The organism is Halorubrum sp. CGM4_25_10-8A, from assembly GCF_005435025.1.
Taxonomy (GTDB): Archaea; Halobacteriota; Halobacteria; order Halobacteriales; family Haloferacaceae; genus Halorubrum; species Halorubrum ezzemoulense.
The window spans coordinates 64,128-90,593 of sequence record NZ_SGTX01000007.1 but is presented as its reverse complement, the minus strand read 5'-3'; the positions used below and the strand labels follow the sequence as shown (position 1 = coordinate 90,593).

The 26,466-nt window shown below is 70.0% G+C and carries 24 protein-coding genes and 1 pseudogene; 17 read left to right on the top strand and 8 right to left on the bottom strand.

Annotation, left to right across the window (positions count from 1 at the left end; all coding sequences use genetic code 11):
* Positions 1 to 74: 74 nt before the first annotated feature.
* The gene (locus EXE52_RS09475; RefSeq protein ID WP_089307676.1) at positions 75 to 1,202 is read right to left on the bottom strand and encodes a zinc ribbon domain-containing protein; all 1,128 of its coding nucleotides are present in this window, start codon (positions 1,200 to 1,202) and stop codon (positions 75 to 77) included.
* A gap of 39 nt (positions 1,203 to 1,241) precedes the next feature.
* Complete coding sequence (locus EXE52_RS09470) at positions 1,242 to 2,339, bottom strand: sensor histidine kinase (RefSeq protein WP_086215870.1); 1,098 nt, start codon at positions 2,337 to 2,339, stop codon at positions 1,242 to 1,244.
* A 245-nt stretch (positions 2,340 to 2,584) separates the two neighbouring features.
* Between EXE52_RS09470 and EXE52_RS09465 the strand changes: the two genes are divergently transcribed.
* The 3 genes from EXE52_RS09465 to EXE52_RS09455 all read left to right on the top strand — a co-directional run bounded on the left by EXE52_RS09465 (position 2,585) and on the right by EXE52_RS09455 (position 5,513).
* The gene (locus EXE52_RS09465; RefSeq protein ID WP_049929617.1) at positions 2,585 to 3,307 is read left to right on the top strand and encodes a metal-dependent hydrolase; all 723 of its coding nucleotides are present in this window, start codon (positions 2,585 to 2,587) and stop codon (positions 3,305 to 3,307) included.
* 315 nt (positions 3,308 to 3,622) lie between these two features.
* Positions 3,623 to 5,020, top strand: a complete 1,398-nt coding sequence (locus EXE52_RS09460; RefSeq protein ID WP_049929618.1) for a sugar porter family MFS transporter — start codon at positions 3,623 to 3,625, stop codon at positions 5,018 to 5,020.
* 94 nt (positions 5,021 to 5,114) lie between these two features.
* A complete protein-coding gene (locus EXE52_RS09455; protein ID WP_086215873.1) occupies positions 5,115 to 5,513 on the top strand; it encodes an OsmC family protein in 399 nt (132 codons plus the stop codon).
* 38 nt (positions 5,514 to 5,551) lie between these two features.
* Here the strand turns inward: EXE52_RS09455 and EXE52_RS09450 are convergent, their stop codons facing one another.
* Positions 5,552 to 8,143: a PAS domain S-box protein gene (locus EXE52_RS09450; RefSeq protein ID WP_089307677.1), complete on the bottom strand. Its 2,592-nt coding sequence runs from the start codon at positions 8,141 to 8,143 to the stop codon at positions 5,552 to 5,554.
* Between the two features lie 218 nt (positions 8,144 to 8,361).
* Entirely contained in the window at positions 8,362 to 9,027 is a 666-nt protein-coding gene (locus EXE52_RS09445; RefSeq protein ID WP_049929621.1) for an O-methyltransferase, read from the bottom strand.
* A 131-nt stretch (positions 9,028 to 9,158) separates the two neighbouring features.
* Between EXE52_RS09445 and EXE52_RS09440 the strand changes: the two genes are divergently transcribed.
* Entirely contained in the window at positions 9,159 to 10,832 is a 1,674-nt protein-coding gene (locus tag EXE52_RS09440) for a methylmalonyl-CoA mutase (protein WP_049929622.1), read from the top strand.
* 39 nt (positions 10,833 to 10,871) lie between these two features.
* Here the strand turns inward: EXE52_RS09440 and EXE52_RS09435 are convergent, their stop codons facing one another.
* Positions 10,872 to 11,675 carry a formate/nitrite transporter family protein gene (locus EXE52_RS09435; RefSeq protein ID WP_049929623.1) on the bottom strand — a complete coding sequence of 268 codons (804 nt, stop codon included), beginning with the start codon at positions 11,673 to 11,675 and terminating at the stop codon, positions 10,872 to 10,874.
* Positions 11,676 to 11,787: 112 nt separating this feature from the next.
* Here EXE52_RS09435 and mce point away from each other — a divergent pair, with 112 nt between their 5' ends.
* The gene (gene mce / locus EXE52_RS09430; RefSeq protein ID WP_049929624.1) at positions 11,788 to 12,174 is read left to right on the top strand and encodes a methylmalonyl-CoA epimerase; all 387 of its coding nucleotides are present in this window, start codon (positions 11,788 to 11,790) and stop codon (positions 12,172 to 12,174) included.
* A 31-nt stretch (positions 12,175 to 12,205) separates the two neighbouring features.
* Here mce and EXE52_RS09425 read toward each other — a convergent pair whose 3' ends face one another.
* Positions 12,206 to 14,368 (bottom strand): S9 family peptidase, encoded by a 2,163-nt coding sequence (locus EXE52_RS09425; protein ID WP_089307678.1) that lies wholly within the window; start codon positions 14,366 to 14,368, stop codon positions 12,206 to 12,208.
* A gap of 132 nt (positions 14,369 to 14,500) precedes the next feature.
* Between EXE52_RS09425 and EXE52_RS09420 the strand changes: the two genes are divergently transcribed.
* The 9 genes from EXE52_RS09420 to EXE52_RS09380 all read left to right on the top strand — a co-directional run bounded on the left by EXE52_RS09420 (position 14,501) and on the right by EXE52_RS09380 (position 22,225).
* Positions 14,501 to 15,178, top strand: coding sequence for a cyclase family protein (locus EXE52_RS09420; protein WP_089307679.1), 678 nt, complete (start codon positions 14,501 to 14,503; stop codon positions 15,176 to 15,178).
* Positions 15,179 to 15,279: 101 nt separating this feature from the next.
* Positions 15,280 to 15,561 (top strand): 50S ribosomal protein L44e, encoded by a 282-nt coding sequence (locus tag EXE52_RS09415; protein WP_004595867.1) that lies wholly within the window; start codon positions 15,280 to 15,282, stop codon positions 15,559 to 15,561.
* A gap of 2 nt (positions 15,562 to 15,563) precedes the next feature.
* On the top strand, positions 15,564 to 15,737 hold the full coding sequence (locus EXE52_RS09410; RefSeq protein WP_004595868.1) for a 30S ribosomal protein S27e: 174 nt from the start codon (positions 15,564 to 15,566) through the stop codon (positions 15,735 to 15,737).
* Positions 15,738 to 15,755: 18 nt separating this feature from the next.
* Positions 15,756 to 16,556, top strand: a complete 801-nt coding sequence (locus EXE52_RS09405; RefSeq protein WP_089307680.1) for a translation initiation factor IF-2 subunit alpha — start codon at positions 15,756 to 15,758, stop codon at positions 16,554 to 16,556.
* A gap of 52 nt (positions 16,557 to 16,608) precedes the next feature.
* Entirely contained in the window at positions 16,609 to 16,788 is a 180-nt protein-coding gene (locus EXE52_RS09400) for an RNA-protein complex protein Nop10 (protein WP_049929627.1), read from the top strand.
* A 77-nt stretch (positions 16,789 to 16,865) separates the two neighbouring features.
* Positions 16,866 to 17,618: a proteasome assembly chaperone family protein gene (locus EXE52_RS09395; protein ID WP_049929628.1), complete on the top strand. Its 753-nt coding sequence runs from the start codon at positions 16,866 to 16,868 to the stop codon at positions 17,616 to 17,618.
* Positions 17,619 to 17,745: 127 nt separating this feature from the next.
* Positions 17,746 to 18,912 (top strand): thiolase domain-containing protein, encoded by a 1,167-nt coding sequence (locus tag EXE52_RS09390; protein WP_089307681.1) that lies wholly within the window; start codon positions 17,746 to 17,748, stop codon positions 18,910 to 18,912.
* Positions 18,909 to 19,373 (top strand): Zn-ribbon domain-containing OB-fold protein, encoded by a 465-nt coding sequence (locus tag EXE52_RS09385; RefSeq protein ID WP_049929630.1) that lies wholly within the window; start codon positions 18,909 to 18,911, stop codon positions 19,371 to 19,373. The genes EXE52_RS09390 and EXE52_RS09385 overlap by 4 nt, the downstream gene beginning before the upstream one ends.
* A 140-nt stretch (positions 19,374 to 19,513) precedes the next feature.
* Positions 19,514 to 22,225: a PAS domain S-box protein gene (locus tag EXE52_RS09380; RefSeq protein WP_089307682.1), complete on the top strand. Its 2,712-nt coding sequence runs from the start codon at positions 19,514 to 19,516 to the stop codon at positions 22,223 to 22,225.
* Between the two features lie 41 nt (positions 22,226 to 22,266).
* On the opposite strand, the gene EXE52_RS09375 is transcribed toward EXE52_RS09380, so the two are convergent.
* Positions 22,267 to 23,034: a VOC family protein gene (locus EXE52_RS09375; RefSeq protein ID WP_049929632.1), complete on the bottom strand. Its 768-nt coding sequence runs from the start codon at positions 23,032 to 23,034 to the stop codon at positions 22,267 to 22,269.
* A 149-nt stretch (positions 23,035 to 23,183) separates the two neighbouring features.
* Between EXE52_RS09375 and EXE52_RS09370 the strand changes: the two are divergent.
* The 3 genes and pseudogenes from EXE52_RS09370 to EXE52_RS09360 all read left to right on the top strand — a co-directional run.
* Positions 23,184 to 23,675 (top strand): annotated as a pseudogene (locus tag EXE52_RS09370) (sensor histidine kinase); the annotation flags it as partial.
* 30 nt (positions 23,676 to 23,705) lie between these two features.
* Positions 23,706 to 24,146, top strand: a complete 441-nt coding sequence (locus tag EXE52_RS09365) for an EamA family transporter (protein WP_049929634.1) — start codon at positions 23,706 to 23,708, stop codon at positions 24,144 to 24,146.
* A gap of 98 nt (positions 24,147 to 24,244) precedes the next feature.
* The gene (locus EXE52_RS09360) at positions 24,245 to 25,780 is read left to right on the top strand and encodes an MATE family efflux transporter (protein ID WP_049929635.1); all 1,536 of its coding nucleotides are present in this window, start codon (positions 24,245 to 24,247) and stop codon (positions 25,778 to 25,780) included.
* A 49-nt stretch (positions 25,781 to 25,829) separates the two neighbouring features.
* Here EXE52_RS09360 and EXE52_RS09355 read toward each other — a convergent pair whose 3' ends face one another.
* A complete protein-coding gene (locus EXE52_RS09355; protein WP_129452380.1) occupies positions 25,830 to 26,237 on the bottom strand; it encodes a DUF6069 family protein in 408 nt (135 codons plus the stop codon).
* Positions 26,238 to 26,466: the final 229 nt, after the last annotated feature.

Genomic DNA, 26,466 nt, shown 5'->3' with positions numbered 1-26,466 from the left:
CCCGAAAAGCGTTCGCGGAGGGGCAAGCGACGACCCATCGAAGGAAGCGACGACCGCGGCGGAGAGGCCCCGACTCACTCGGCGGAGTCAGCCGACTCGCGGACCGAGTCAGTCGCTGACTCCGCGCTCGAACCGTCGCCCACGGCGTCGTCCGCGGGACGGCCCGCGCCACCGTCCGCGGCCTCGTCGTCGACCGCGACCCTCTCGTCGGCGAGGCCGCCGATCGACGGCGAGTCGACGCGGTCGCCGAACACCTCCGAGCGCGCGCAGTCGACGCAGTAGTGGTTGTGGCGGACCGAGTGGGTGCGGACGGGGACGCCGGCGACGAGCGTCTCGTCGCGGCGCCGCCTGACGAGTCCGCGGTCGAACTCTTGGCCGCAGACCACGCAGGGATCGTCGACGGACTCGGGCGGTCGGACGATCCGGTGGTCGACCGTCCGCTGCCGACCGAACCGCGTGATCCCGTGGCGGCGGTCGAGCCGTCGGCGGACTGGCGGAGCGACGCCGAGGCCGAGCCCCGCGAACGCGAGGCCGATCAGCGCGGCCGGCGGGGAGCCAGACTCGACCGAGAGGAACGCGATCCAGCCGCCGATCAGCAGCAGCAGCGCGGTCAGGACGTACGCGGAGGCGGTCTCGACCCGACCGCCGCCACCGTCGACGCTCGACGGGGCGCGCGCGGTCGTCTCGTCGCCGCGGACGAGTCGGCGCCGTTCGGCCAGCTTGGAGTAGTGCCACCAGCCGTACAGCAGGTTGCCGATGCCGCTGGTGAAGATGAACAGGAGGATGTGGACGCCGACGGAGCCGATCCCCCTGTCGACGAGGACGACGCGGTCGCCGTCGTCCCGCTCCACGTCCCACCCGGCGTCGAGGTGGTCCTGAACGCGGCGCCTGAAGGCGCGCTCGCTCTCGCCCGGGGACGGCTCCGAGCGAGAGGCGCGTTCCGCATCGCTCGGGCGCTCGGCCGCGTCGGTCCGGCTCTCTGACGCGGCCGGGGCGGACCCGTCGCCCGACCGCGACGCGCCGCAGTTCGAGCAGAACCGGTCGTCCTCGTCGAACGCCTCGCCGCACTCGGCGCAGTACGCGGCGGGGCCATCGAGGTCGGCGCCGCAGTCGGGGCAGAAGCTCGCCCCGGCCGGAACCGCCTGAGCACACTCGTGACACCGGTCGGTCGGCGGCGGGGCGTCGGTCCGCTTGGAGGGCATCGACAGTCGGTTCGCGCGGAGGCGTGTTAACTCCTCTCCTCACCGCCGGCGGAGCCGGATCGACACGTCGTTCCCGCCGAGGTCGCTCGCGCCGAACGAGAGCTCTCCGCCGAACGTCTCGACGGTCAGCTCAGCGAGCCAGAGCCCGAGCCCGCTTCCGTGGTGCGTCGGCGTTATCGCCGATCCGTCGCGGATCACGTCCCGCTCGTCGGCCGGGATCTGGGGGCCGTCGTCCTCGACGTGGATCACGACCCACTCCCCGGACGCCGCGCCCGAGAGGCCCTCCGCGCTCGTTATCCGGAGACGGACCCGGGGCTCCGGGCTCGGATTGTGCTCGATCGCGTTGTCGACGAGGCTGTCGACCGCGTACCGGAGCCGGCTGTCGGCCATCACCCGACCCGTCTCGCCGGTCTCGATCTCGATGTCGGCGCTCGGCGTCCGCTCTCGGTGGTCGTCGACGACGGCGCGCACCGTCGGTTCGGGGTCGATGTCGGCCACCTCGTCGGTCGGATGTTCGAGGACCTGACGGATGTGGTTGGCCTCGTCGGCCAGCTGTTCGAGCTCGTGGGCGGCGCGCTCGATCGTGGCCGCCACGTCGACCGTCTCGCCGCGTCGATCCTCCAGTTGGGCCAGCAACCGCGTCGTGTGGCCGGCGACGACGTTTGCGTTGTTACGGAGGTTGTGCCGGAGGATCCGGTTCAACACCTCCAGCCGCCGCTCGTTTCTGGACACCTCCGTGAGGTCGGTGTAGACCGCGAAGCCGCCGTCGGGGGTGTCGTCGTCCGCGTCGCCGGTCGCGTACGGGATCCCCCGGTAGAGGAACTCGCGGAGGCCGGTCGCGGTCTCACGGGTCACCTGCTGGTAGTTGATCGCGCCGGAGGCGGTGTTCGTGTCCAACTCTCTCGCCTCCGCGAGCTTCCAGTCGGGGACGACCCACTCGTTGAGCGACTCGCCGCGAATGTCGTCGGCCTCGTAGCCGAAGACGTCGACGAACGCCCGATTGACGTCGCTGACCGTTGGCTCTCCGTCGGCGAGCGTGAACTCAACGACCGCGTCCTGAACGTGTTCGATGAGGTGACGATATCGGCCGTCATTCGAGCCGTCCTCGACGCGTTCGTCGGTCGGCTCACCCGCCATGTCGAGGCTCCACTGTCACGGGCGTCGTAGGACGATCCGATTGTTAAGGCTGTATTCGCGGGAAGATATTGCGCAGGCCGCCGCTCGAACTGATCAGTCTGCGGAAAAACTGCGAAGACGAGACGAACAGACACCGCCGGTCGCGGTGCGGACCGGTTCGCCGTGGCCCCGCTCTCTATCGCGCGCCGATTGGGATCCGCAGCGTCGAGTTTTATTACCGTTCGCCGAGACGCATCGAACGGACCATGGAACTCACCTGGCACGGCCACTCCACGTGGCACGTCGTCGTCGACGACACGGAGCTGCTCATCGACCCGTTCTTCGACAACCCGAAGACCGACGTCGATCCCGCGGACCTCGACCCCGATTACCTGCTCTTGACCCACGGCCACGCGGACCACATCGCCGACGCGGCCGAGTTCGAGGACGCCACCGTGGTCGCCACCCCGGAGCTGACCGCCTACGTCCAAGAGAACTTCGGCCTCGAGAACACTGTGCCGGCCGGGGGGATGAACATCGGCGGCACCGTCGAGTGCGGCGACGCGTGGGTGACGATGGTCCGGGCGGACCACTCGAACGGCATCGAGAACGACCCGGACTACGCCGGCGGCATGCCGACCGGCTTCGTCGTGGGCGACAAGAAGCCGACCCAGGAGTCCGACCCGGACTGTACCACCTTCTATCACGCCGGCGACACGGGCCTGATGTCCGAGATGGTCGACGTGATCGCGCCGTACCTCGAGCCGGACGCCGCCGCCTTGCCCGCCGGCGACCACTTCACCATGGGGCCCGCCGGCGCGGGAATCGCCGCCGACTGGGTCGGCGCCGACGTCGTCTTCCCGATGCACTACGACTCGTTCGGCCCGATCGAGATCGAGACGCAGGAGTTCGTCAGCGAGGTGAAGGCGGCGGGGGCCGCCGCCGAGCCCGTCGTCCTGGACGGCGACGAGACGTACACGCTGGAGTAGCGCGAGGGGCGTCCCGTGCCCACGGCGACGGGGCTCCGACCGGGCTCTTTTCGCGAAACGACGACGCGTCCGCGGAGCGCGAGGGCCGCGCGAGGCACCGTTTCGAGCCCGCGTTCGGCGTACCACTGTCACGCGTCGAGTCCCGACTGCCGGGCGGACCGGTAATAAGATACTATTCGGATCCGAATAAATATAAGCCGTCCCAGTGGTAGATTTCGTCGCGCTCCGCTGACAGAAATATATTGGATATACGTAAATTAATAATAAATCAGAAGTCTTCTAAATAAAAGATGATTAGCGCCGGATCGGTACACCATGTCAACCGCCGATATGCGGGCCGCGATACGCGGAGACGGGGGACGGTTCGTGTACATCGTCTCCGCGCTCGCGGCGCTCAACGGACTCCTGTTCGGGTTCGACACGGGGATCATCTCCGGAGCCATCCTCTTCATCGACACCGCCTTTGAGCTGAGTCCCTTGGTGGAGGGGATCGTGGTCAGCGGCGCGATGGTCGGCGCGGCGGCCGGCGCGGCCGTCGGCGGGCAGCTGTCCGACCGAATCGGCCGCAAGCGCTTTATCCTGCTGTCGGCCGGGGTGTTCTTCCTCGGCTCGTTCCTCATGGCGGTCGCGCCCACCGTCGAGGTGCTCGTCGCGGGGCGGATGATCGACGGGATCGCCATCGGGTTCGCGTCGATCGTCGGCCCGCTGTACATCTCCGAGATTGCGCCCCCCGCCGTCCGCGGGGGGCTCACCTCGCTGAACCAGCTGATGGTCACCGTGGGGATCCTCTCGTCGTACTTCGTCAACTACGCCTTCTCCGGCTCCGGATCGTGGCGGATCATGCTCGGCGCGGGGATGGTCCCCGCCCTCGTGCTCGCCGCGGGGATGTCCCGGATGCCGGAGAGCCCGCGGTGGCTCTACGAGCGGGGCCGGACCGACGAGGCTCGCGCCGTCCTCCGTCGCACGCGCGACGGGGAGATCGAGTCGGAGCTGTCGGAGATCGAGGCGACCGTCGAGGCCCAGTCCGGGAACGGGGTCCGCGACCTGCTCAGCCCGTGGATGCGCCCGGCGCTGATCGTCGGCCTCGGGCTCGCAGTCTTCCAACAGGTCACCGGGATCAACGCCGTGATGTACTACGCGCCGACGATACTGGAGTCGACCGCGCTCGGCAGCTCGCAGTCGATCCTCGCCTCGGTCGCCATCGGGACGGTCAACGTCGTCATGACCGTCGTCGCGATCCTCCTCGTCGACCGCGTCGGGCGGCGGCCCCTCCTGCTCGTCGGGACCGGTGGGATGATCGGGTCGCTCACCGTCGCCGGCCTTGTCTTCCAGTTCGCGGACCCGACCGGCGGAATGGGGTGGCTGGCGACGCTGACGCTGGTCTCGTTCGTCGCGTTCTTCGCCATCGGGCTCGGTCCGGTGTTCTGGCTGCTGATCTCCGAGATCTATCCGCTCGCCGTCCGGGGGAGCGCGATGGGGTTGGTGACCGTCGCCAACTGGCTCGCGAACCTCGTGGTGGCGCTCTCGTTCCCCGTGCTGCTCGACGGGATCGGCACGCCGATGACGTTCTGGCTGTTCGGCGCGTGTAGCCTCGTCGCGCTGCTTTTCACCTACCGCGTCGTGCCCGAGACGAACGGCCGGACGCTGGAGGCGATCGAGGCCGACCTCCGGGGGGCGACGGGACTGGGGTCCGACGCGTCAGAAGACGACTGAGGCCGGTCCGCCGCCCTCGGCGACGGGTCGCGGCGGTGTCGGCGCGCCGATGGCGGTAACTTTTATCCCCGCGAGTCCGAACTGCGAGACGACTATGGCAGACATCGAGACATCCACAGTTTCCGAGTCCGGATACGCCAGCACGAGTCAGGTCGGCGAGTTCGACCTCCAGATCGACGCGACCGACGAGACGGGACCGAACCCGAACGCGACGCTCGTCGCCACGTACGCCTCCTGTTACCTCCCGGCGTTCCGCGTCGGCGGCAGCCAGCGCGGCGAGGAGGAGCTCGGGCAGATCCAGATCGACGCCAGCGCCGAGCTGGACGACCACGACGACCTCGAGTCGATCGCCTTCGACGTCCACGTCGAGGCCGACCTCGACGACGAGACCGCCGCGGACATCGCCGAGCGCGCCGAGGGTATCTGCCACGTTCACAGCGCTCTCCGCGAGGAGCTGAACGCCGACGTCAGCGTCTACACCGGCGCGTTCTAGCCGGGTCGACGCAGTCTTCTCTTTCCCGCGCCGTACGCTCAGCCCGACGACTCGGCGGTCTCCGCGGGCGACTCCGGCCGGTCGACGCCGGTGAACTCGAACCGAGCGCCGCCGCGTTCCCCCTCCGTCACCGCGACCTCCCAGCCGTGCGCCTCGGCGATGCGCTGGACGATGGAGAGCCCGAACCCGGTGCCGGTCTCCGAAGTCGTGTAGCCGCTCTCGAACACCTCGTCGCGGCGGTCCGCGTCGATCCCGGGGCCGTCGTCCGCGACGTAGAACCCGTCCGGGAGGTCGCCGACGACGACGCGGTCCCCGCCGTGTTCGTCGGCGTTGCGGAACAGGTTCCCGAGCAGCTGGCCGACCCGCCCGGAGTCGGCGCAGATCTCGCCGTCGGCCTCGACCGCGACCGTGACGCGAGGCTCTCCCTCCGTCTCGTCGCCGCCGAAGGGGTCCTCGCCCTCGGCCGACCCGAACGCGTCGTCGCTGTACCGGGCGGCCAGCTCGCCCAGGTGGACGGGCTCGAACGAGCCGACCGCCTCGCCCTGTTTGGCGAGCGTCAGGACGTCCTCGATGAGTCGCTCCATCTCATCGAGCGCGCGCTCGCACCGGTCGAAGTACGAGTCGTCCCCGGTCTCGCGGGCGAGACGCAGGTACCCCGAGAGGACGTTGAGGGGGTTCCGGAGGTCGTGTGAGACGATGCTCGCAAACTCGTCGAGCCGCTCGTTCTCCCGTTCGATCCGGCGCTCGTACGCCTTCCGCTCGGAGATGTCCCGGCTGCTCGCGAGGAACCGGTCTTCCCCCCGAACGTCGATGCGTCGCACGTGGACCTCGACGGGGAACGTCGACCCGTCCGCGCGGGTGAACGTCGTCTCCAGCCGCACCGTCTCGTCCATCTCCAACCCCTGCCAGAGCCGTATCCCTTCGTCGGGCTCCAGCTCCGCGTCGACCTCCCATACGTCCATCCCGACGACCTCGTCGCGGTCGTACCCCAGCTCTCGGGTCATCTCCCGGTTGGCGTCGACGATCTCTCCCCCCTCGTCGTGGATGTCGATCATGTCGGGAGACCCCTCGAACAGCGCTTCGAGGCGCGCCGAGGTGCGTTCGAGCCGGCGCTGACGCCGTCGCTGCTCGGTCACGTCCCGAGAGATGCCGAGGACGCCGTCAAGCTCGCCGTCGATGACCAGCCGGCTGAAGTCGTAGTCGACGATGGCGTCCGACTTCGTCGGCAAGTCGACTTCCGTCGTCCCGGTCAGCGAGTCGCGGTCACCCTCGACGAGCGCCCGCCACGGGTCCCCGTCGCTCGCCGCTCGAACACGCTCGACGAGGCGACTCGACTCGCCGGCGAGCCCCTCCGGAGCGGCGTCGTACACCTCGGCAAGGTGGTCGTTGACGAGGGCGAACCGGCCGTTCGCGTCGTATGTACAGACGGACTCGGGCAGCTCGTCGACGATCCGCCGGTACCGTTCGAGGTCGCGTTCGCGCTCCTTCTCTTCGGTGACGTCGATGTGGATCCCGACGGCCCGCCGGGGCTCGCCGTCGTCGGTCCACTCGACGACACGACCGCGGTCGCGGATCCACTTCCAGTCGCCCGACTCCGTCCGCATCCGGTAGTCCGACTGGTAGAGGTCCGACTCGCCGGCGAAGTGAGCCTCGATGGCGCTCCACGCGGCGTCGATGTCGTCGGGGTGAACCCGCTCTTCCCAAGTGCCGAGCTCGAACGCCAACTCGTCGCGCTCGTGCCCCAGTATCGCCGCCCACCGCTCGTCGAACCGGACCTCGTCCGTCCGGACGTTCCAGTCCCAGACGCCAATGTCGGCGCCTTCCACGGCCAGCTGAAGGCGCTCGGAGAGCTCGCGGAGCTCTCGCTCCCGCTCTCGCCGCTCGGTCACGTCGCGGAAGTACAGCGCCCGCCCGCCGGGGGCCGGGTACGCGTTCACCACGAGGTCCGCGCCGAGCCGGTCGACGTGGTATTCGAACCGCTTCCCCTCGCCGGTCTCGGCGACCTCGCGCAGCGCCGTCTCGGCGTCGGTGCCGACGATCTCCGGGAACAGGTCCCAGATCCGCTCGCCGAGCACCTCATCCGGGTCGCGCTCGATGAACTCGGCCGCCCGCCCGTTGAGGTACGTCAGCCGCCACTCGGCGTCGAGTTCGCAGAAGGCGTCGCTGGTGTGCTCCAAGTGCGTGGCGAGCCGACGGTCGTCCCGCGTCTCCGAGACGAGTTCGGTCACCGCGCCCGCGAGCCGCGCGTACTGGTCGGCGGGCTCGCTCCGCCTGACGTACTCGTCGACCCCGGCGGAGATCGCCTCACTGGCGACCGCTTCGGACCCCGATCCGGTGAACAGGACGAAGGGCACGTCGCCGTGTCTGTCACGGACCGTTTCGAGCAGGTCGACCCCGTCGGTCTCCGCCAGTTCGTAGCCGGACACCACGCAGTCGAACGTCGCCGCGGACAGTGCGTCGAGCGCCGCGTCGGCGTCGACCGCCGTTCGCACCTCGATCCGGTCGTCGCGCGACTCGAGCCGCGAGGCGGCCGCCTCTGCGAATCCCAGTCCCCCGTCGACGACGAGCACGCGGACCGGCGACGCCGCTTTCGCTCCGGCCATCCCGTCGGCTCTGTTCGCTCCGCTCATCCGGACTGATGTTTTCTATTCGACATGATAACCGTTTCGTTCGGTTTCACCGAATAACCGCCGAAACGGAGATACCGGAGCCAGCGGGGAGCAGCGCCGGCGCCGACGAGTACGCGAACCGGTGACGGCGCGTTCGCCCCGCCGTCCCGTCGGTCCCGTACGGTCCGCACACCCGGAGTAATATATGTAACTCGATATGATGACCGTTCCGTTCGATCTCATCGAACGACCGTCGAAACGGCGATTCCGGAGCCGACGGGGAGGATCGCCGTCTCCACCGCGTCGTCGGAGCGGACGGTCCCCACGTACTCGCCGATGCCGCGCGTCGCTCCGTCGACGGCGTCGTCCGGCAGCGGCTCGCCCGCCTCGAAGTGTGCGACGAGGGTCTCGAAGTCGATGGGCCCCCGGGCGATGTTGTCGGCGACGATCACGCCCCCGGACCGGACTTTCGGCAGGACGGTCCGGTAGGCGTCGGCGTACCGGCCCTTCTGGTGGTCGATGAGGACCACGTCGAAGGGCCCGTCGTAGCGGTCGACCGTCTCCATCGCGTCGCCGACCTCGAAGGTGACGCCGTCGGCGTAGCCGTGGTCGGCGGCGAACGCGACGCCGCGCTCGGCCTCGTCGGCGTCGAACTCGGTACAGACCACGCTCTCGGCGCCGCCGCGGAGGAACCACGTTGCCGAGTAGCCGAAGCCGGAGCCGAACTCGAAGACGCGGTCGGCGTCCGTCAGCCGCGCGAGCAGCCGGAGGACCGCCCCCGCCTCGGGACCGATGATCGGGAACCCCCACTCGTCGGCGAGGTCGGCCATCTCCGCTTGGACCGCGGTGTGGTCCGGCGCGGTCGCGGCGAGGAAGCGGCGCGCGGGGTCCGTGAGTACGTCCATGCGGCCGTGTCGAACGCGGGATACTTAAATCGCCCCCGCGAGGACGGGGTGCCGTGGCGCCGCCGGTCGCGCGGCCCGCGCCCGCCCGTCCCTGAAAACTGTTAAGTCCCGTTCGGTCGACCGATTTAGTAATGTACGACCCTGAGGAACTCGCCGAGATCCGGGAGGGCAAGGAGTCGTGGGAGGCGGGCACCTACGGCGAGACGGTCGACCGGTTCGGCGAGCGCGAGGAGACGTTCACCACCGACACCGGCGGGCAGGAGGTCGATCCGCTGTACACGCCGGCGGACGTCGACCTGGACTACCGCGAGGACCTCGGTTACCCCGGAGAGGAGCCGTACACCCGCGGCGTCTACTCGACGATGCACCGCGGGCGGCTCTGGACGATGCGCCAGTACGCCGGGATGGGCACCGCGGCGGAGACGAACGAGCGGTTCCGCTACCTCATCGACGAGGGCTCGTCGGGGCTGTCGATGGCGTTCGACCTCCCGACGCAGATGGGGTACGACTCCGACGCCGCGATGGCCGAGGGGGAGGTCGGGCGCTCCGGCGTCGCCATCGACACCCTCGACGACTTCGAGACCGTCTTCGACTCGATCCCCCTCGACGAGGTGTCCACGTCGATGACGATCAACGCGCCCGCCGCGGTGCTGCTCGCGATGTACGTCGCGATGGGGGACAAGCAGGGCGTCCCGCGCGAGCAGCTCCGCGGGACGATCCAGAACGACATCATGAAGGAGTACATCGCGCGGAACCTCTACATCTACCCGCCGAAGGAGTCGATGCGGCTGATCACGGACATCTTCGAGTTCTGCGCGGCGGAGACCCCGAAGTTCAACACGATATCCATCTCGGGGTACCACATCCGCGAGGCGGGGTCGACCGCGGCCCAAGAGATCGCCTTCACCCTCGGCGACGGGATCGAGTACGTCGAGGCGGCCCTCGACGCCGGGCTCGACGTCGACGAGTTCGCCCCGCAGCTCTCCTTCTTCTTCAACGCCCACAACAACATCTTCGAGGAGGCCGCGAAGTTCCGCGCCGCCCGCCGGATGTGGGCGAAGATCATGGACGAGCGGTTCGGCGCGGAGAACCCCAAGTCGAAGCAGCTGAAGTTCCACACCCAGACCGGCGGCTCGACGCTCACCGCCCAGCAGATCGAGAACAACGTCGTCCGCGTCTCCTATCAGGCGCTGGCCGCGGTCCTCGGCGGCACCCAGAGCCTCCACACGAACGGGAAGGACGAGGCGCTCGCGCTGCCGACGGAGAAGTCCGTCCGCACCGCGCTCCGCACCCAGCAGATCCTCGCGCACGAGTCGGGCGCCGCCGACACGATCGACCCGCTCGCCGGCTCGTACTACGTCGAGGACCTCACCGACGGGATCGAGGAGGAGGCGTTCGAGATCCTCGAGGAGGTCGACCGACGCGGCGGCATGCTGGAGGCCGTCGAGAGCGGCTGGGTCCAGCGCCAGATCCAAGACGTGGCCTTCGAGCGCCAGCAGGAGATCGAGGAGGGCGAACGGATCATCGTCGGCGTCAACGAGTTCGAGGTCGACGAGGAGCCCGAGATGGACTTAGAAGAGGTCGACCCCGATCAGGAGCAGAACCAGCGGGACCGCCTGAAGGGGGTCAAGGACGAGCGCGACGACGACGCGGTCGACGAGGCGCTCGCCGGACTGCGCGAGGCCGCACAGGGGACGGAGAACGTGATGCCGCACGTCGTCGACGCCGTGAAGGCGTACGCGACGGTCCAGGAGATATCGGACGTGCTCCGCGACGAGTTCGGGGAGTACAAGCCGGGGCGGTGAGGTCGGGGACGATCCGCGGTCGCCCCTGTCCGGGCGTTTTCAGTCCGCGCCGCGGACGACGTGACCGTACTTCAGCAGCGCGACGAACACCGCGCCGCCGACGGCGTTCCCGACCGTCGCCAGCGCGAGGAACGCGACGTAGTCCATCGGAGTGATCGCCGAGGAGACGATCAGCCCGAACAGTACCTCGACGTTGCCCGCGATCGAGTGCGGGAGGTGGAGCAGACCGATCGTTCCGGTGACTATCAACACGAGGAGGATCCGAGCGGTCGTGTCCTGGGCCGCCGCGACGAGCCACGCCAGCAGCCCCATGAGCCACCCGGCGAAGACGCCGCCGACGAACAGCCACGGGAGGTCGTGGTCGACCAGCTTCAACGCGATCGTCTCGAAGGAAGTCGGGTCGACGACGCCGAGTTCCGGCATCAGCAGCGTCACGAGCAGCGTGAACAGCAGCCCGCCGACGATGTTCCCCGCGTACACCAGTCCCCAGAGCCGGCCGAGCTGGCGGACCGAGGCCTGCCGATCGATCACCGGGATGACCGCCAGCGTCGTGTGTTCGGTGAAGAGCTCCGAGCGCCCCAGTATCACGAACATGAAGCCGACGGAGTAGACTGACGCCAACAGGAGCTCCGTCGTCAGATCGCCGAAGGTCCCCGGAGAAAGCGTCAACACGACTGCCATCATCAGCGGTCCGAACCCGATGTCGAGCCCGGCGGACAGTCCCGAGAGGAGGAGCCCGGACCGTTCGCGGTTCATCTCGTGGAGCCCGCTTTTGAGCAGCGACCCGAGGATGTTCCGCGAGGTCATCTGCTCCGTCGAGCCGCCTGTCTCTGAGTCGCTCACGGCTGGGTGATGATGCGAGGTACGGCAGGGACGCACCCAAACCTTGGGATAGGGGCAGGGCGACCGGGAACCGCGCGGTCATTATAAGTCGACGCCGCCGGAACTGAACCGTATGCGCTTCGACCACGTCGGCGTCGCGACCCGCGACGCGACCGACTTAGCCGACCTGTTCGGCGGCCTGCTCGACGCCCCGGTCGCCCACGAGGAGACGTTCGACGACATGCGGATCGTCTTTCTCGAACTCGACGGCGGTGGGTACTTCGAGCTGCTCGAACCGGACGCTGGCGGGACGATCGCGGAGTATCTCGACCGCGAGGGACCGGGAGTTCACCACGTCGCGCTCGCGGTCGACGACCTGCCGGCGGCGCTCGACCACGCGCGCGACCTCGGTATCGACCTCGTCGACGAGGAACCGCGCCCGGGGGCGTGGGGCCACGAGGTCGCGTTCTGCCACCCGCGGTCCACCGGCGGCGTCCTCGTCGAGTTCGTCGAACACTGAGAGCGGTTCCGCCGGAGGGAGCCGCCGCGATTCAGTCCGCCGCCTCGATCGCCGGGTCGTGCGTCTCGTACCAGCCGAGAATCTTCTCTAGCCGGTGGATCGCGCGGTCCGGGTCACCGATGTTGTGGTGCTCGTCGGGGTAGACGACCAGCTCCGCGTCGACCCCCTGCTTGCGGGCGGCGACGTACAGCTGCTCCGACTGGGAGGGCGGACACCGCCAGTCCTCGCCGCCGGCCATCACGAGCAGCGGGGTCTCGATGTTCCCGGCGTCCAACATTGCCGTCGACGACGCGTACGCCTCGGGGTCCTCCCACGGGAGCCCGAACTCCGCCTCCAGCCAGACGTGGGTGTCGTCCGTGCCGAACGCCGAACGGAGGTCGTAGATGCCGTGCTCCGGCGCCGCGGCGGTGAACAGGTCCGGCTCCTGCGTGACGAGGAACCCCTGCGCGATGCCGCCGTACGAGAAGCCGTGGCCGAACACGCGGTCCGGGTCGACCCACCCGCGGTCCGCGAGCGACTCGACGCCCGCCGCGATGTCGTCGACCTCTGCGGTGCCCCACTTTCCGCTCAGTTCCGCGGTGAACTCCCGGCCGCGGGAGGTACCGCCGCGGTAGTTTGGCCGGAACACGAGGTACCCTCGGCTCGTCAGGGCGGCGTGGCCGAAGCTGAACACCGGCTCGTCGTACGACATCGGGCCGCCGTGGATCGCCACCACCAGCGGGTGGTCGCCGTCGTCCGGATCCACGTCGGGGCCGTGGTAGAGCACGCCGTCGAGCGTCCAGCCGTCAGACTCCCACTCGACGCGGCGGGCCTCCGGCATCGGGAACTCGTCGGTCAGCGACTCGTTGACGCTCGTGAGGCGGCGAAGGGAGTCGGGTTCGGCGGCCGCGTCGAGGTCGGTGACGTCGACCGCGTACAGGTCGGTCCCGGACTCCGGCTCAGAAAGGACCGTCACCGCGGTCGCCCCGTAGTCGGCGACGTCGAACCCGACCATGGCCCGGTCGCGGCCCTGCGCCTCGAAGACGCGCTCCGCGCTGCCGTCGGTCTCGACGCGGACCAACCGGGTGTGGCTCTCGTCGGCGATCCGGGTGTAGATCGACCCGTCGACCCACTCGACCCCGCCGCCGCGGGCGATCGTCCGGTCGAGAGCGGCAGTGACCGAGGTCGGGGCGTCGCGGTCGTCGGCATCCGGGTCGTCGCCTTCCCCCTCGGCGGCGTCGACGAGGTACACCTCCGCCGGCGCGGGCGGGTCGTCCGGGTCGCTCGCGGTCGTCGCGATCCGGTCGCCGTCCGGGTGCCACGCGGGCGCGCCGTGGGCGAGGTCGCCGCCCGTGAGCCGCTCCGCGTCGCCCCCGTCGGCCGACACCGCGTAGAGATCGCGGACGGTGGTGTCGTCGGGGCGGTCGAGCCGACAGGAGGTGAACGCGATCCGGTCGCCCGGCCCCCACGTCGGGTCCATGCCGGCGACGTCCTCGAACGCGCCGCCGCCGTGCGCGTCGTCGAGCCGCCGGGGGTCGGTCTCGGGGTCGTCGAGGTCGACGACGAAGAGGTACCGCGTCACGTCGTCGGTCCACCCGGCGCCGTTCACCTTGTGCTGAAGGCGGGTCGTCTCGATCGGGCCGCCCTCCTCGCGGACCTGGTCGAGGTACTCGGACTCCTCGTCGGTCGGGTCGCGCGACTCGATCACCAGTCGGTCGCCGTCGGGCGACCAGTCGAACCCGGCGACGCCCTCGTCGCGCTCGGTCACCTGTCGCGCGTCGCCGCCGAGGGCGAGGTCGAAGATCCACACCTGCGGCTTGGGCTCGTCGTCGCTGCCGAGGTGGTTCTCGCCCTCACCGTCGGCCGATTCGTCGTCCGCGTCGTCCTCGCTCGCGTCGCCCTCCGCGTCGCCCGCGTCCTCATCGTCGCGGTCCCGCCAGCCGACCCGCTTCTCGGCGTCGCGATCGCGGGCGGCCACGAACGCGAGGCGGTCGCCGTCGGGTCCCCACGTCGGCGAGGCGGCGCCCGACGCGCTCGTCAGGCGGTGGGGCTCGCGGGAGCCGTCGGTCGGGACGACGAACAGCGAGGAGACCGCCTCGTCCGCGGCCTGGTCGTACTCGGTCGCGGTGAAGGCGACGCGGTCGCCCGCCGGTGAGACGGCGACCTCGCCGATCTGGGTCAGGTCGTAGTAGGCGTCGAGCGGCAGTTCCGACATGGAACCACCCAGCGGCGGGCGCAGGAAATACGTTCGGGCCGCGGAACCCCGCGGACGACGGCGGGCCGACCCCGTCGTGTCGGGGGCACTGACGGCGACCGACTTAACCGCGCCGCGGTCCGACCGCCGACCGTGTTCCGCGACCTCTCGCGACCGACCGAGACGGGGATGCCGACGTACCCGGGCGACCCCGACGTGACGCTCGCGCCCGACGCGACCCACGAGGCCGACGGGTACGCGACGAGCGAACTCCGGACCGGCACCCACGCGGGAACCCACGTCGACGCGCCTCGCCACACGCTCCCCGAGGGGGAGGCGATCGACGACCAGCCGGTCGGTCGGTTCGCCTTCGACGCGCGCCTCGTCGACCTTCGACCGCTGCAACCGCGAGCGGCGATTCCGCCCGAGGTGCTGCCCGAGCCGAGCGACCTCGACCCCGGCGTCGACCTCCTCGTCCTCCGCACCGGCTGGGCGTCTCACTGGGGGAGCGACCGGTACCGCGACCACCCGTACCTCACCGCGGCGGCCGTCGAGCGCTGTCGGGCCGCGGGCGTCGGGGTCGGCCTCGACACCTTCGGACCGGATCCGACGCCGGCGGCGAGCGGCGCGGCCGACGCGCGGTCGTCCGAACGGAACGAGCCGGACGGGACCCCCGCTCACGACGCGCTCTTGGGCGACTCGCTCCCGATCGTCGAGAACCTCCGCGCGCTCGACGGCCTCCCGTCGGGGTTTCGGCTGTACGCCTTCCCGCTCCGCCTTCGCGGCGCCGACGGGTCGCCGGTGCGCGCGGTGGCGGAGTGGGCGGACTGAGCGGCGCATCGGACGCTCGGTCAGGGGCGGCGCCTCGCCGGCGCCCCAGACCAAACCCGTTTTAAGCGTCGGCGACGAACCGCGTTTCAAGGTCGATATCCATGGAAATGCCACGCCGCTTCAACACGTACTGCCCCCACTGTGACTCCCACCACGAGCACGAGGTGGAGAAGGTTCGATCGGGTCGCGCGACCGGAATGAAACGCGACGCTCGGCAGCGACGCCGCGCGCTCGCGACCATCGGCAACGCCGGCGGGTACTCGAAGGTGCCCGGTGGCGACAAGCCGACGAAGAAGACCCACCTGAAGTACCGCTGCGGCGACTGCGGGAAGGCTCACATGCGCGAGGGATGGCGCGCCGGCCGTCTCACGTTCCAGGAGTAAGCATGGCGGGAGACTTCCACCGCGTCGCCTGCGGCGACTGCGAGAACGAACAGGTCGTCTTCGGCAAGGCCTCCTCCACGGTGTCGTGTGCGGTCTGCGGCACGACCCTCGCGACCCCGACCGGCGGTGAGGCCGAGCTTCACGGCGAGATCGTCGAAACCGTTGAGGCGCGGTAACCGCCTCGCATCTCCGTCATGAAGTACAGCGGCTGGCCCGAACCCGGCGAACTAGTGGTTGGCGAAGTCGACGAGATAGCCGACTTCGGCGTGTTCGTCGACCTCGACGAGTACGAGGACAAGCGCGGCCTCTGCCACATCAGCGAGGTCGCCTCCGGCTGGATCAAGAACGTCCGCGACCACGTCCGCGAGGGACAGACGGTCGTGGCGAAGGTGTTGGAGATCGACGAGTCGTCGAACCAGATCGACCTCTCGATCAAAGACGTCAACGAACATCAGCGCAAGGAGACGATCCAAGACTGGAAGAACGCCCAGAAGGCCGACAACTGGATGCTGATCGCGCTCGGCGAGGACGTCGACGACGACCGCTACACGACGGTCGCGAACGCCCTCCTCGCGGAGTACGAGAGCCTCTACGACGCCTTCGAGGCGGCCGCGATCAGCGGCGACGAGGCGCTCGACGACATCGACGTCGACGGCGACACCGTCGACGCGATCGTCACGGCCGCCCGCAACAACGTCTCCGTCCCGTACGTCGACGTGACCGGGTACGTCGACCTCGAGTCCGCGGCCCCCGACGGCGTCGACGACGTGCGCGACGCCCTCGCGGCGGCCGAGGGGAACGGCGAGATCCCGGACGGCGTCGACCTCGACGTCGGCTACGTCGGCTCGCCCGAGTACCGGATCAAGGTCCGCGCGCCGAACTACAAGACGGCGGAGTCGCAGCTCGAGGCCGCCGCCGAGCGCGCCCGCGAGTCGATCGAGGCCGCCGGCGGCGCCGGCGAGTTCCACCGCGAGCGCCGCGAAGACGACGAGTAGCGCCGATCGGCCGAGGACACGACCGTTTTCCCGTAACACGACCCTTCTATCCGTGAAATCAGATATCCGCGTCTGCGCGAACTGGGAGCGCGTCCACGACCGACCGGTGTACGCGCTCGGCGATCGCTGCCCGGAGTGCGACGGTCCCACCGAGAACAGCGCGCCGGCCCCGTTCGGGCCGGAGGACCCGTACGGCGAGTACCGGCGGCGGGCGCGACGACGGACGGAGTGACCCCTCGGTCGATCGCGAGGACGGTACCGACGCGCGAATAGCCACGCTCTTGTGACCGCCGCCCGGACGGACGGGACATGGAGGACATCGAGATCGACGAGGTCGCGACGCCGGAGCTGGACGACCCGGTGTTGATCGAGGGGCTGCCGGGCGTCGGCCACGTGGGGAAGCTGGCGGCCGAACACATCTTAGAGGAGTTCGACGGGGAGTTGGTCCGCCGGGTGTACGCCACGGAGTTCCCCCCGCAGGTGAGCGTCGACGACGAGGGGGTCGCGGAGCTGACCTGCGCGGAGTTCCACGCCGTCGAGACGGACGGCGCCGACCTGCTCGTGCTGACCGGCGACCACCAGGCCGGGTCGAACGCGGGCCACTACCGGCTCACCTCGACGTTCCTCGACGTCGCCGCGGAGTTCGGTGCCGAGCGCGCGTTCGCCCTCGGGGGCGTCCCGACCGGCGAACTCGTCGAGGAGTACACCGTCCTCGGCGCGGTCTCCGACGGCGACCTCACCGCCGACCTGGAGGACGCGGGCGTCGAGTTCCGCGCGGACGAACCGGCCGGCGGCATCGTCGGCGTCTCCGGCCTCGTGCTGGGGCTCGGCGGTCGCCGCGGCTTCGACGCCACGTGCCTGATGGGCGAGACGAGCGGCTACCTCGTCGACCCGAAGAGCGCGCGGGCCGTGCTGGAGGTCCTCGAAGCCGTCCTCGATCTGCGCGTCGACTACGAGAGCCTCGAGGACCGCGCCGAGGAGATGGAGGAGGTCGTCGGCAAGATCCGCGAGATGCAGGAGGGGCCGGCGGTGCCGGACGACGACCTCCGGTACATCGGCTGAGCGCGGGCAGACCCTCGACGCAGTCCGGCAATTTTTCTCTTCCTCGCCCACGCGCTGCTCCGCCGTCCGCCGACCGGGACTCCCGCTTCCGGCAGAGCTAAACCGCATCCCCGATCATCGTTCGTGTATGTCTGAGGTACGCGTCGCCGGTGTCGGGCTCACACCCTTCGGCAGCCACCCTGAACGGACCGGCCGCGATCTGTTCGCGGAGGCCGCGCTCCGGGCGTTCGAGGACGCCGCAGTGGCTCGGTCCGACGTCGAGGAGCTGAACTACGGGAACTTCATGGGCTCGCTCGCCGAACACCAGGGCCACCAAGCGCCGCTGATGGCCGAGGCCGCCGGGGTCCGCTGCCCGGCGACGCGCTACGAGTCGGCCTGCGCGTCGGCCGGGGTCGCGGTCCGCGAGGCGGTCCGGACGGTGGCGGCCGGCGACGCCGACGTGGTCCTCGCGGGCGGAATGGAACGGATGACGAACCTCCCGACCGACGAGGTGACGGAAGGGCTCGCCATCGCCGCCGACGACCTATTCGAGGTCCGGTCGGGCGTGACGTTCCCCGGCGCGTACGCGCTCATGGCGAACGCGTACTTCGACGCCTACGGCGGGACCCGCGAGGACCTCGCGCACGTCGCGTCGAAGAACCACGCCAACGCGGTGCCGAACGAGTACGCCCAGTACCGGAAGGAGGTGTCCGTCGACGAGGCGATGGACGCCCCGCCGGTCGCGGAGCCGCTCCACCTGTACGACGCCTGTCCGATCACCGACGGCGCGAGCGCGCTCGTGCTCGTCTCCGAGGAGTACGCGGCCGAGCGCGACCTCGACGCGCCGGTCGCGGTGACGGGGACCGGACAGGGGACCGACCGGATGGCGCTCGGCGACCGCGACAGCCTCGCGCGGACGCCCGCGGCGGACGACGCGGCCGACGCGGCCTACGCCGACGCCGACATCGGTGCCGACGCGGTCGACGTCGCGGAGGTCCACGACTGCTTCACCATCGCCGAGGTGCTGGCGCTGGAGTCGCTCGGACTGTTCGAGCCGGGTGAGGGGATCGCGGCGGCCCGAGAGGGCGTCACGACCGCCGACGGCGACCTCCCGGTGAACCTCTCCGGCGGCCTGAAGGCGAAGGGCCACCCGGTCGGCGCGACCGGCGGCTCGCAGATCGCGGAGCTGACCCGCCTACTGCGGGGCGACCACCCCAACAGCGACCACGTTCCGGACGCCGAGGTCGGCGTCGCGCACAATGCGGGCGGGACCGTCGCGAGCGCGGTCGTCCACGTGCTGGAGGTGGCGGAATGAGCGACGACGGCGCGGACGCGGCGGACGCCTCGTCGCCGACGGACCGAGAGTACGCCGAGTGGCTCGACGCGCTCGCAGACGGGGACGGGTTCGCGGTCGTCTGCCCGGAGGGGCACGGTTCCCTTCCCCCGCGGCGGGTGTGTCCCGAGTGCGGCTCCCCCGAACTCTCGCGGGAGCCCCTCGACGAGACGGGGACCGTCGAGACGTACAGCGTCGTCCACGTCCCCTCGCCGCGCTTCGCCGACGACGCGCCGTACGCGACCGCGGTGGTCGACTTCGGCCCGACGCGGCTCACCGGCGTGGTCCGCGACGGCGACGCGGAGCGAGACGGAGACGACGCCGCCCCGGCGGTCGCGATCGGCGACGCGGTGACGGTCGATATCGGCGAGCGGGCCACCGACGGCGAGCGGCTGGTCGCCTTCCGTCCGGCCGCCGGTGAGACCCCGGCCGAAGACGAGTGAGCCGCGAGCGGCGGGCTGACGGACCGGTTCGGGAGCCCCGGGCGATCGCGGCCGGCGACCGCTGACCGCTCGGACGGAGCCGACCGCTCGACGCCTGCGGGGCAAAACCGTTATACCCGAATGGTAAGTAATCCGAGTGTATGACCGACCGCATCCCGGTCCTGCTCGTCGACGACGACCCGGACCTGCGTGCGGTCGTCGCGTCGTTCTTACGGGAGGAGCGAGACCGGATCGCGGTCGAGACGGCGCCCGACGCGGCCGCCGGACTCGAGACGCTGTCGGAGCGCGACGTGGAGTGTATCGTCTCCGACTACGAGTTGTCCGGTCGAGACGGCCTCGATCTCCTCGACGAGGTCCGTGAGCGCGACCCGGACCTTCCCTTCATCCTGTTCACCGGAGGGGGGAGCGAGGCGGTCGCGAGCGAGGCGATATCCGCGGGCGTCACCGACTACATGCGGAAGTCCAGCGACACGGAGCAGTGCGAGCGGCTGGCGGACCGGATCGTCGAGGCCGTCGAGCAGCGGCGGGCCGAGCGGGAGGCCGAGCAGGCCGTCGGACAGTTCCGCGCGGTCGCAAAAGGGGCGTCGGACGCGATCCTGTCGGTCGACACCGACGGCGTGATCCGGTTCGCGAACGCCGCCGTCGAGCCGATGTTCGGGTACGAACCGGCCGATCTGGAGGGTGAACCGCTCACGACGCTGATACCGGAACGACACCGCGACGACCACCTCGAGGCGGTCGATCGGTATCTCGCCGACGGCGAGCGGAGCGTCGACTGGTCAGACGTCCGGTTCAACGCGCTCCACCGCGACGGCCACGAGGTCCCCGTCTCCATCTCGTACGGTGAGTTCACCGCGGACGGCGAGCGGCGGTTCGTCGGCGTGGTCCGCGACGACAGCGAGCGCGAGCGACACCGGGCGTTCATCGAACACGCCGGCGACGTGGTCACGGTGCTGTCGAGCGACTGGCGATTCCGGTACCTGAGTCCGTCGTGCGAAAGCGTGATCGGCTACGCGCCGTCGGACCTCCTCGGCGAGCGGGCGCTGGAGTACATCCACCCGGAGGATCGAGATGCCGTGAGTGAGGCGCTCGGCGCGCTCGAGGGCGACGGGGACCCCCCGACCGCCGAGTACCGGTTCCGAACGACCGACGGCGGCTACCGCTGGCTCGAGTCCGTCGGCAGCGACCGGATCGAGACGGACGGCATCGAGGGGTACGTCGTCACTACGCGCGACATCTCCGAGCGGAAGGAGCGCGAGCGGACGCTCGCGAGCCTCCGGGAGTGGACGCGGGAGCTCAACTACACGCGAACCACCGACGAGGCGGCCGAGCTGGCGGTCGAGGCGGTCGACGACCTGATCGACGCCGGGTTGAGCGGGATCCACCTGCTCTCGGAGGACGGCGAGAGCCTCCAGCCGGCCGCGCTCGGCGACTCTGTGCCGATGCTGTTCGAGGAGCAGCCGTCGTACGACCGCGACGCGCCGGCAGGATCGCGCGCGGCGCTGGCGTGGGGCGCCTTCCGCGGCGAGGGGTCGGTCGTCATCGACGAGCTCTCGTCGTCCGATCGGTTGGACGAGCCTTCCCCGGCGGAGAGCCTCGTGTTGGGCCCGATCGGCGACCACGGGCTGTTCGTCGTCTCCTCCCCGGACCCGCACGAGTTCACCGACACCGACGTCCTCGTGGCGGAGATCCTCACCGACCACCTCGAAGCGGCGCTCGACCGGATCGAGCGCGAGAGCCGCGTCGAGCGGCTCCACGGCGCCACGCGGACGCTCGTCCGCGCGGAGTCGCGGGAAGCGATCGCCGAGCAGGCCGTCGCGGCCGCCACCGACGTCCTGGAGTTCTCGATCGTTACCGTCCGGCTCTACGACGAGGCGGCCGGCGGGCTGGTCCCGGTCGCCGTCTCCGACCGCGCGACGGAGGTGTTGCCCGAGCGGGAGACGTTCACGCCGGACGGCGGGAGCCTCAACTGGGCGGCGTTCGAGGCGGGCGAACTCCGGAAGTTCGACGACATCCGGACGACCGACGCGCTCGACGTCGACACGCCGCTCCGGAGCCTGCTCATCGTTCCGATCGGCGAGTTCGGGACGATATCGATCGGCGAGACGGAGCCGGGCATGCTCGGCAGCGTCGACGAGTACCTCGCCGGAATCCTGGCGACCGCGGCCGAGACGGCGTTCCAGGCCGAGGCGCGCACCCGTCGCCTCGCGGATCGGACTGCGGAGTTGGAGCGGCAGAACGACCGACTAGAGGAGTTCGCCGGCGTCGTGTCACACGACCTCCGGAACCCGCTCGAAGTCGCGCGGGGCCGGACCGAACTCGCTCGCGAGGAGTGTGACAGCGAACACCTGGCGGCGGTCGAGCGCGCCCACGACCGGATGACCGCGCTGATCGACGACCTCCTCACGCTCGCGCGCGAGGGCGACCCCGTGACCGACGCCGAGCCGGTCGACATCGCACGGGTCGTCGGCGCCTGCTGGCGGACCGTCGACACCAGCGACGCGACGCTGCGCACCGAAGTCGAGGGGACGGTGGTCGCGGACGAGGGGCGACTCAAACAGCTGTTAGAGAACCTGATCCGGAACGCGATAGAACACGGCGGCGAGGACCTGACCGTCACGGTCGGATCGCTGCCGGACGGTTTCTACGTGGCCGACGACGGCCCGGGGATCGACCCGGACCTGCGCGGGACGGTGTTCGACGCCGGCTACTCCACATCGCAGTCGGGGACCGGATTCGGGTTGCGGATCGTCGAGCAGGTGGCCGACGCGCACGGCTGGTCGGTGCGGGCCGTCGAGAGCGAGGCCGGGGGGGCGCGCTTCGAGATCACCGGGGTCGAGTCGGCAGACTGACGGCGACCGCGGAGGAGAAACGGAGTCGGACGGCGGCGGACTCAGTCCCGCGTGACCAGTTCGACCTCGTGGCCGTCCTGGTCCTTCGTGAACGCGTAGTTGTGGTCACAGGAGGCGGGGTCGCGGTAGTCAGGGGCCTCGCGGGTCATCAGCGCGTCCCACGCGTCGTCGAGGTCGTCGACGCGGACCGCGACGTGGCCCCACGCATCGCCCATCGTGTACTCCCGGCCGTCGTAGTTGTAGGTGAGTTCGAGCTTCATCGCCTCCTCCGGCGCGTCCTCGGGCGCCACGAAGTAGTTCGAGAAGGTGTCGGCCTCCCAGCGGCCGGGGTACTCGGTGTACTCGAACTTGCGGGTCCAGTAGCCGAGCGCCTCGTCGGCGTCCTCGACGCGGACCATCGTGTGGTCGATGCTCCACTTCGCGCCGTGGTCGCGCTTGACGATCTCGATCTCGTGGCCGTCCGGGTCCTTCACGAACGCGTAGCGGTTCCCGCAGGACTCGGGGTCGCGGTAGTCGTCGACGCCCTCCGACATCAGCTGGTCGTACGACTCCTGGAGCGCGTCCTCGGGGACGCGAACCGCGATGTGACCCCACGCGTCGCCGAGCTCGTAGCTCCGGCCGTCGTGGTTGTACGTGAGTTCGAGGAGCGCGCCGTCCTCGTGAACGTCCTCGGGACCGAGGAAGACGTTGGTGAAGGTGTCGGCCTCCCAGCGGCCCTTCTCCTCGTAGTTCAGGTGGGTCTGGTACCAGTCGAGGCTCTCCTCTAAGTCCTCGACGCGGATCATCACGTGATCGAAGGTTCCGTCCATACGCGAGTTATCGGCCGCTCGTGTCAAAAGCGTACTGAACCCCGAAGGTGCCCGCGTCGTTCGACCGAGCCCGCTGATACCGCGAGCGCTCGCGTTTTGTTAACGCCTCACGGCGTGGGTAAGTGTAGATCGATACCCCACGACGCACGTCCGTCGCCGACGCGCGGGAGATCGATCCCGACGCGCGGATCGAGGTCGGAACGGTGTCGTCCGTCTCGGTGTCGGTGGTGCTGCGGGTCGTCTTGGAGAACCTCTGTTCGAACGCGGTCCGACACAACGACGCGGACGAGCCGTGGGCCCGGATCGACGCCCTCGTCGAGGACGGCTGGGTCGAGGTCACCGTCGCTGACGACGGTCCCGGCATCGACCCCGCGGAGTACGGCGTGTTGGACCGCGGCACCGAGACGCCGCTGCGCCACGGGAGCGGGATCGGCCTGTGGATCGTCAAGTGGGGCGTCGACCACCTCGGCGGCCGGATATCGTTCGCGGAGCGCGAGCCGAGGGGGACGGCGGTGACAGTCTGCGTCCCGGTTCACGACCGGGGCGGTTCGGACGCCGACCGCGAAGGCGACGTTCCCGACGACTCGCGGTCGGCCGACGAGTCGGCCCCGCTGGGGCCGCCGCCGAACGCGGGTCGATAGGCACTTGCCTCCGGGCGGTGACCCCGTGGTATGGACGCTACGGCCACGACCTACCTCCCGTACGCGCTGCTCGCCATGGGTGCGTACGCGCTCGTCTCGCCGCTGATGCGCGTCGCCACGACCGGTCCGAACGCGATCCCGAGCGACGTCGCCGTCGTCGTCTCGAACACGCTGCTCGTCGCCATGGCGCTCGGCGTGATCGCGTACACCGGACAGGAGTTCACCGGCCACCTCGCCTCGCCGAAGCTGGCGCACGTGCTCGCCGCGGGCGTGTTCCTCGGTATCGGGATCCTCGCACTGTACCGTTCGCTCTCCGCGGGTCCGGTGAGCGTCGTGACGCCCATCTTCGCGATGTTCCTCGTCTTCTCGTCGGTGATCGGCTTCCTCTTCCTCGGTGAGTCGTTCACGGCTCGGAAGGGGCTCGGGATCGTCTTCGCCGCCGCGGCCGTCTACCTCGTCTCGGGCGCCTGATCGGGCGACGGCTCGGCCCGCGACCCCCGCTCGATCCGGAACCGCCTGCCGCGTGACGAAACTCCTTTAGCCGCCAGCGGAAAAGGCGGGCATCTGCCGTGTCTCGCCTTCCGAACTCCCTCCGCGAGCTGATCTCTCGGCTGCCGAACCCCTTCCGCGCGCTGATCCTCTACATCGGCTTCGCCCTCGCGAGGGCCGGGCTGATCGACCGTCACCGGGTGGTGCGGACCACCGACCTCGCGTGGCCCCGGATCGTCACCGGGATCGCCCGGATGTCGAAGAACGCGGTCGACGTCGCGATGGTCGGCGTCGCGGTCGGCACGAGCGCCGTCGCCGGCGTCGGCTTCGCGGGGCCCTACTGGGGGCTCGCGTTCGCGTTCGGCGGCGGCGTCGCCGGCGGCACGATCGCCTTGGTCTCCCAGCGGTACAGCGCCGAGGCGTTCGGCGAACTGGGGGACGCGGTGCGCTCCAGCGTCCTCCTCGCGGTGGCGATCACGCTGCCGGTCAGCGCGGCGTTCTGGCTGTTCGCCCCCGCGCTCATCGACGTGTTGAGCAGCAACGAGGCGGCGATCGCCTACGGCGCGGACTACCTCCGCGTCGTCGGCCTCGGCGTCCCGTTCGCCGCGCTCAACCTCGTCGGGAGCCGCATCCTCGTCGGCTGCGACGACGCCTACACCGCGATGCAGGTCCGGGCCGGCGGCGCGGTCGCGAACATCGCCCTCAGCGCGCTGTTCATCTTCGGGTTCGGCTGGGGCGTCGAGGGGGCCGCGGTCGGCACCGTCCTCTCGAACGTGCTCGCGGTCGGCGGCTTCACCGTCGGCCTCGTGCGCGGGAGCGCCCCCCTCATCGGCGAGTTCCCGGTCGCGATCGACCCGACCGGCTCGTACCTGAACCCCGGCATGCTCCGCGACCTCGTCGAGATCGGCGTCCCGGTCGGGGCGCGCAACCTCGTGTGGACGGCCGCCGAGTTCCCGATGCTCGCCATCCTCGACGTGTTCGGGGAAAACACCGTGGCCGCGTTCGTCATCGCCCGCCGCATCTGGGGGATCATGAACACGCCCGGCTGGGGGTTCGGCCTCGCCTCCTCCAGCCTCGTCGGGCAGGAGCTCGGCGTCGAGCGCCCGGACGAAGCGGAGGCGTACGCCCGCGACATCATCCGCTTCTCGGTGGCGACGTACGCCGTCTCCGCGGTGCTGATCGCCGTCTTCGCCACCGACATCGTCTCGCTGTTCGCCGAGTCGCCCGACAGCCCGGAGATACCGATCGCCGTCAACCTCGTGTACGCGGCCTGCGCCGCGGTGATCTTCCAAGGCGTCTCCGGCGGGGCGGCCGGCCCCCTCGACGCCGCCGGCGACACGAAGATCCCCTTCGCGAGCCAGTTCCTCGGGATGTTCTGCGTGTCGATCCCGCTCGCGTACGTCGGCGCACACGACGCGACACCCGCGATCGACCTCCCGCTCGTCGGCCTCACGGTCCCCGAGGTGGCGCTCCCGGCGATCGGGCTGTGGGGACTCTACTTCGCGTTCATGGCCGAGACGACGATCCCCGCCGCGATCAACTACCTCCGGTTCCGGTCGGGGAAGTGGAAGAAGATCAGCGAGGCGTACCGACCCGAGGCGACCGCCGACGACTGAGGAGTGCGGGTTCGGCCGGCCTCGCGAAGGTGTAAACTCCGGAAGCTGGCTAACGCCCGAACGGAGTGTTCGGGAGCGCGATCATCGCGGTGATCGCCGGCGGGACGTGAAGCGCCATCAGCGCGACGGCCTCGCTCGTCGTCACGCCCTCGACGGCGACGAGCAGGCCGACATCGGGGACGAACGACAGGACGAGCGCGGCGACGGCGACGCGGACGAACGTCCGGTCCGGCGTCGCGGAGAAACGCGTGAGCGCCCCGTAGATAACGGCCGCACCGATCGTTCCCAACAGCGTCCAGACGACGATCGGGGGGTACCGGAAGAACTCCGTCGACGCCACGAGACCCCCGGTCAACGCGATCCACCCGAGAGCGAGATTGACGGCGACCCCGATCAGGAACGTCCCGGCCCCGCGGACGGCGAGCGTCCGAGCGGCTATCGGATTCCGTGCGGTCATGCCGACCTCCCGTCCGGGGACGGCCCGACGCGCGACGGGGTGTCGGCTCCGAGCGGCGAGTCTGTCGGGCGCTGCTTCGCGGTCGCAGCGACGGCGGTTCCACCACATCGGTCCGCCGCCTCAGCGTCTCTCATCATAGGTCGTATACAGGCGCCCTACGGATAAACATAGTGTTGTAAATAGTTCACAATATATACGGAAGAAGTAGCTGGAAATGAGCATCTGAAGA

Excerpts from the sequence above, each read along its gene's own strand:
- EXE52_RS09395 (WP_049929628.1), top strand. The coding sequence starts at position 16,866 with ATGGAGGACATCGAGATCGACGAGGTCGCGACGCCGGAGCTGGACGAC.
- EXE52_RS09375 (WP_049929632.1), bottom strand. The coding sequence starts at position 23,034 with ATGGACGGAACCTTCGATCACGTGATGATCCGCGTCGAGGACTTAGAG.
- EXE52_RS09405 (WP_089307680.1), top strand. The coding sequence starts at position 15,756 with ATGAAGTACAGCGGCTGGCCCGAACCCGGCGAACTAGTGGTTGGCGAA.
- EXE52_RS09465 (WP_049929617.1), top strand. The coding sequence starts at position 2,585 with ATGGAACTCACCTGGCACGGCCACTCCACGTGGCACGTCGTCGTCGAC.
- EXE52_RS09460 (WP_049929618.1), top strand. The coding sequence starts at position 3,623 with ATGTCAACCGCCGATATGCGGGCCGCGATACGCGGAGACGGGGGACGG.
- mce (WP_049929624.1), top strand. The coding sequence starts at position 11,788 with ATGCGCTTCGACCACGTCGGCGTCGCGACCCGCGACGCGACCGACTTA.
- EXE52_RS09440 (WP_049929622.1), top strand. The coding sequence starts at position 9,159 with ATGTACGACCCTGAGGAACTCGCCGAGATCCGGGAGGGCAAGGAGTCG.
- EXE52_RS09410 (WP_004595868.1), top strand. The coding sequence starts at position 15,564 with ATGGCGGGAGACTTCCACCGCGTCGCCTGCGGCGACTGCGAGAACGAA.
- EXE52_RS09355 (WP_129452380.1), bottom strand. The coding sequence starts at position 26,237 with ATGACCGCACGGAATCCGATAGCCGCTCGGACGCTCGCCGTCCGCGGG.
- EXE52_RS09385 (WP_049929630.1), top strand. The coding sequence starts at position 18,909 with ATGAGCGACGACGGCGCGGACGCGGCGGACGCCTCGTCGCCGACGGAC.
- EXE52_RS09455 (WP_086215873.1), top strand. The coding sequence starts at position 5,115 with ATGGCAGACATCGAGACATCCACAGTTTCCGAGTCCGGATACGCCAGC.
- EXE52_RS09425 (WP_089307678.1), bottom strand. The coding sequence starts at position 14,368 with ATGTCGGAACTGCCGCTCGACGCCTACTACGACCTGACCCAGATCGGC.
- EXE52_RS09415 (WP_004595867.1), top strand. The coding sequence starts at position 15,280 with ATGGAAATGCCACGCCGCTTCAACACGTACTGCCCCCACTGTGACTCC.
- EXE52_RS09380 (WP_089307682.1), top strand. The coding sequence starts at position 19,514 with ATGACCGACCGCATCCCGGTCCTGCTCGTCGACGACGACCCGGACCTG.
- EXE52_RS09365 (WP_049929634.1), top strand. The coding sequence starts at position 23,706 with ATGGACGCTACGGCCACGACCTACCTCCCGTACGCGCTGCTCGCCATG.
- EXE52_RS09390 (WP_089307681.1), top strand. The coding sequence starts at position 17,746 with ATGTCTGAGGTACGCGTCGCCGGTGTCGGGCTCACACCCTTCGGCAGC.
- EXE52_RS09450 (WP_089307677.1), bottom strand. The coding sequence starts at position 8,143 with ATGAGCGGAGCGAACAGAGCCGACGGGATGGCCGGAGCGAAAGCGGCG.
- EXE52_RS09445 (WP_049929621.1), bottom strand. The coding sequence starts at position 9,027 with ATGGACGTACTCACGGACCCCGCGCGCCGCTTCCTCGCCGCGACCGCG.
- EXE52_RS09475 (WP_089307676.1), bottom strand. The coding sequence starts at position 1,202 with ATGCCCTCCAAGCGGACCGACGCCCCGCCGCCGACCGACCGGTGTCAC.
- EXE52_RS09470 (WP_086215870.1), bottom strand. The coding sequence starts at position 2,339 with ATGGCGGGTGAGCCGACCGACGAACGCGTCGAGGACGGCTCGAATGAC.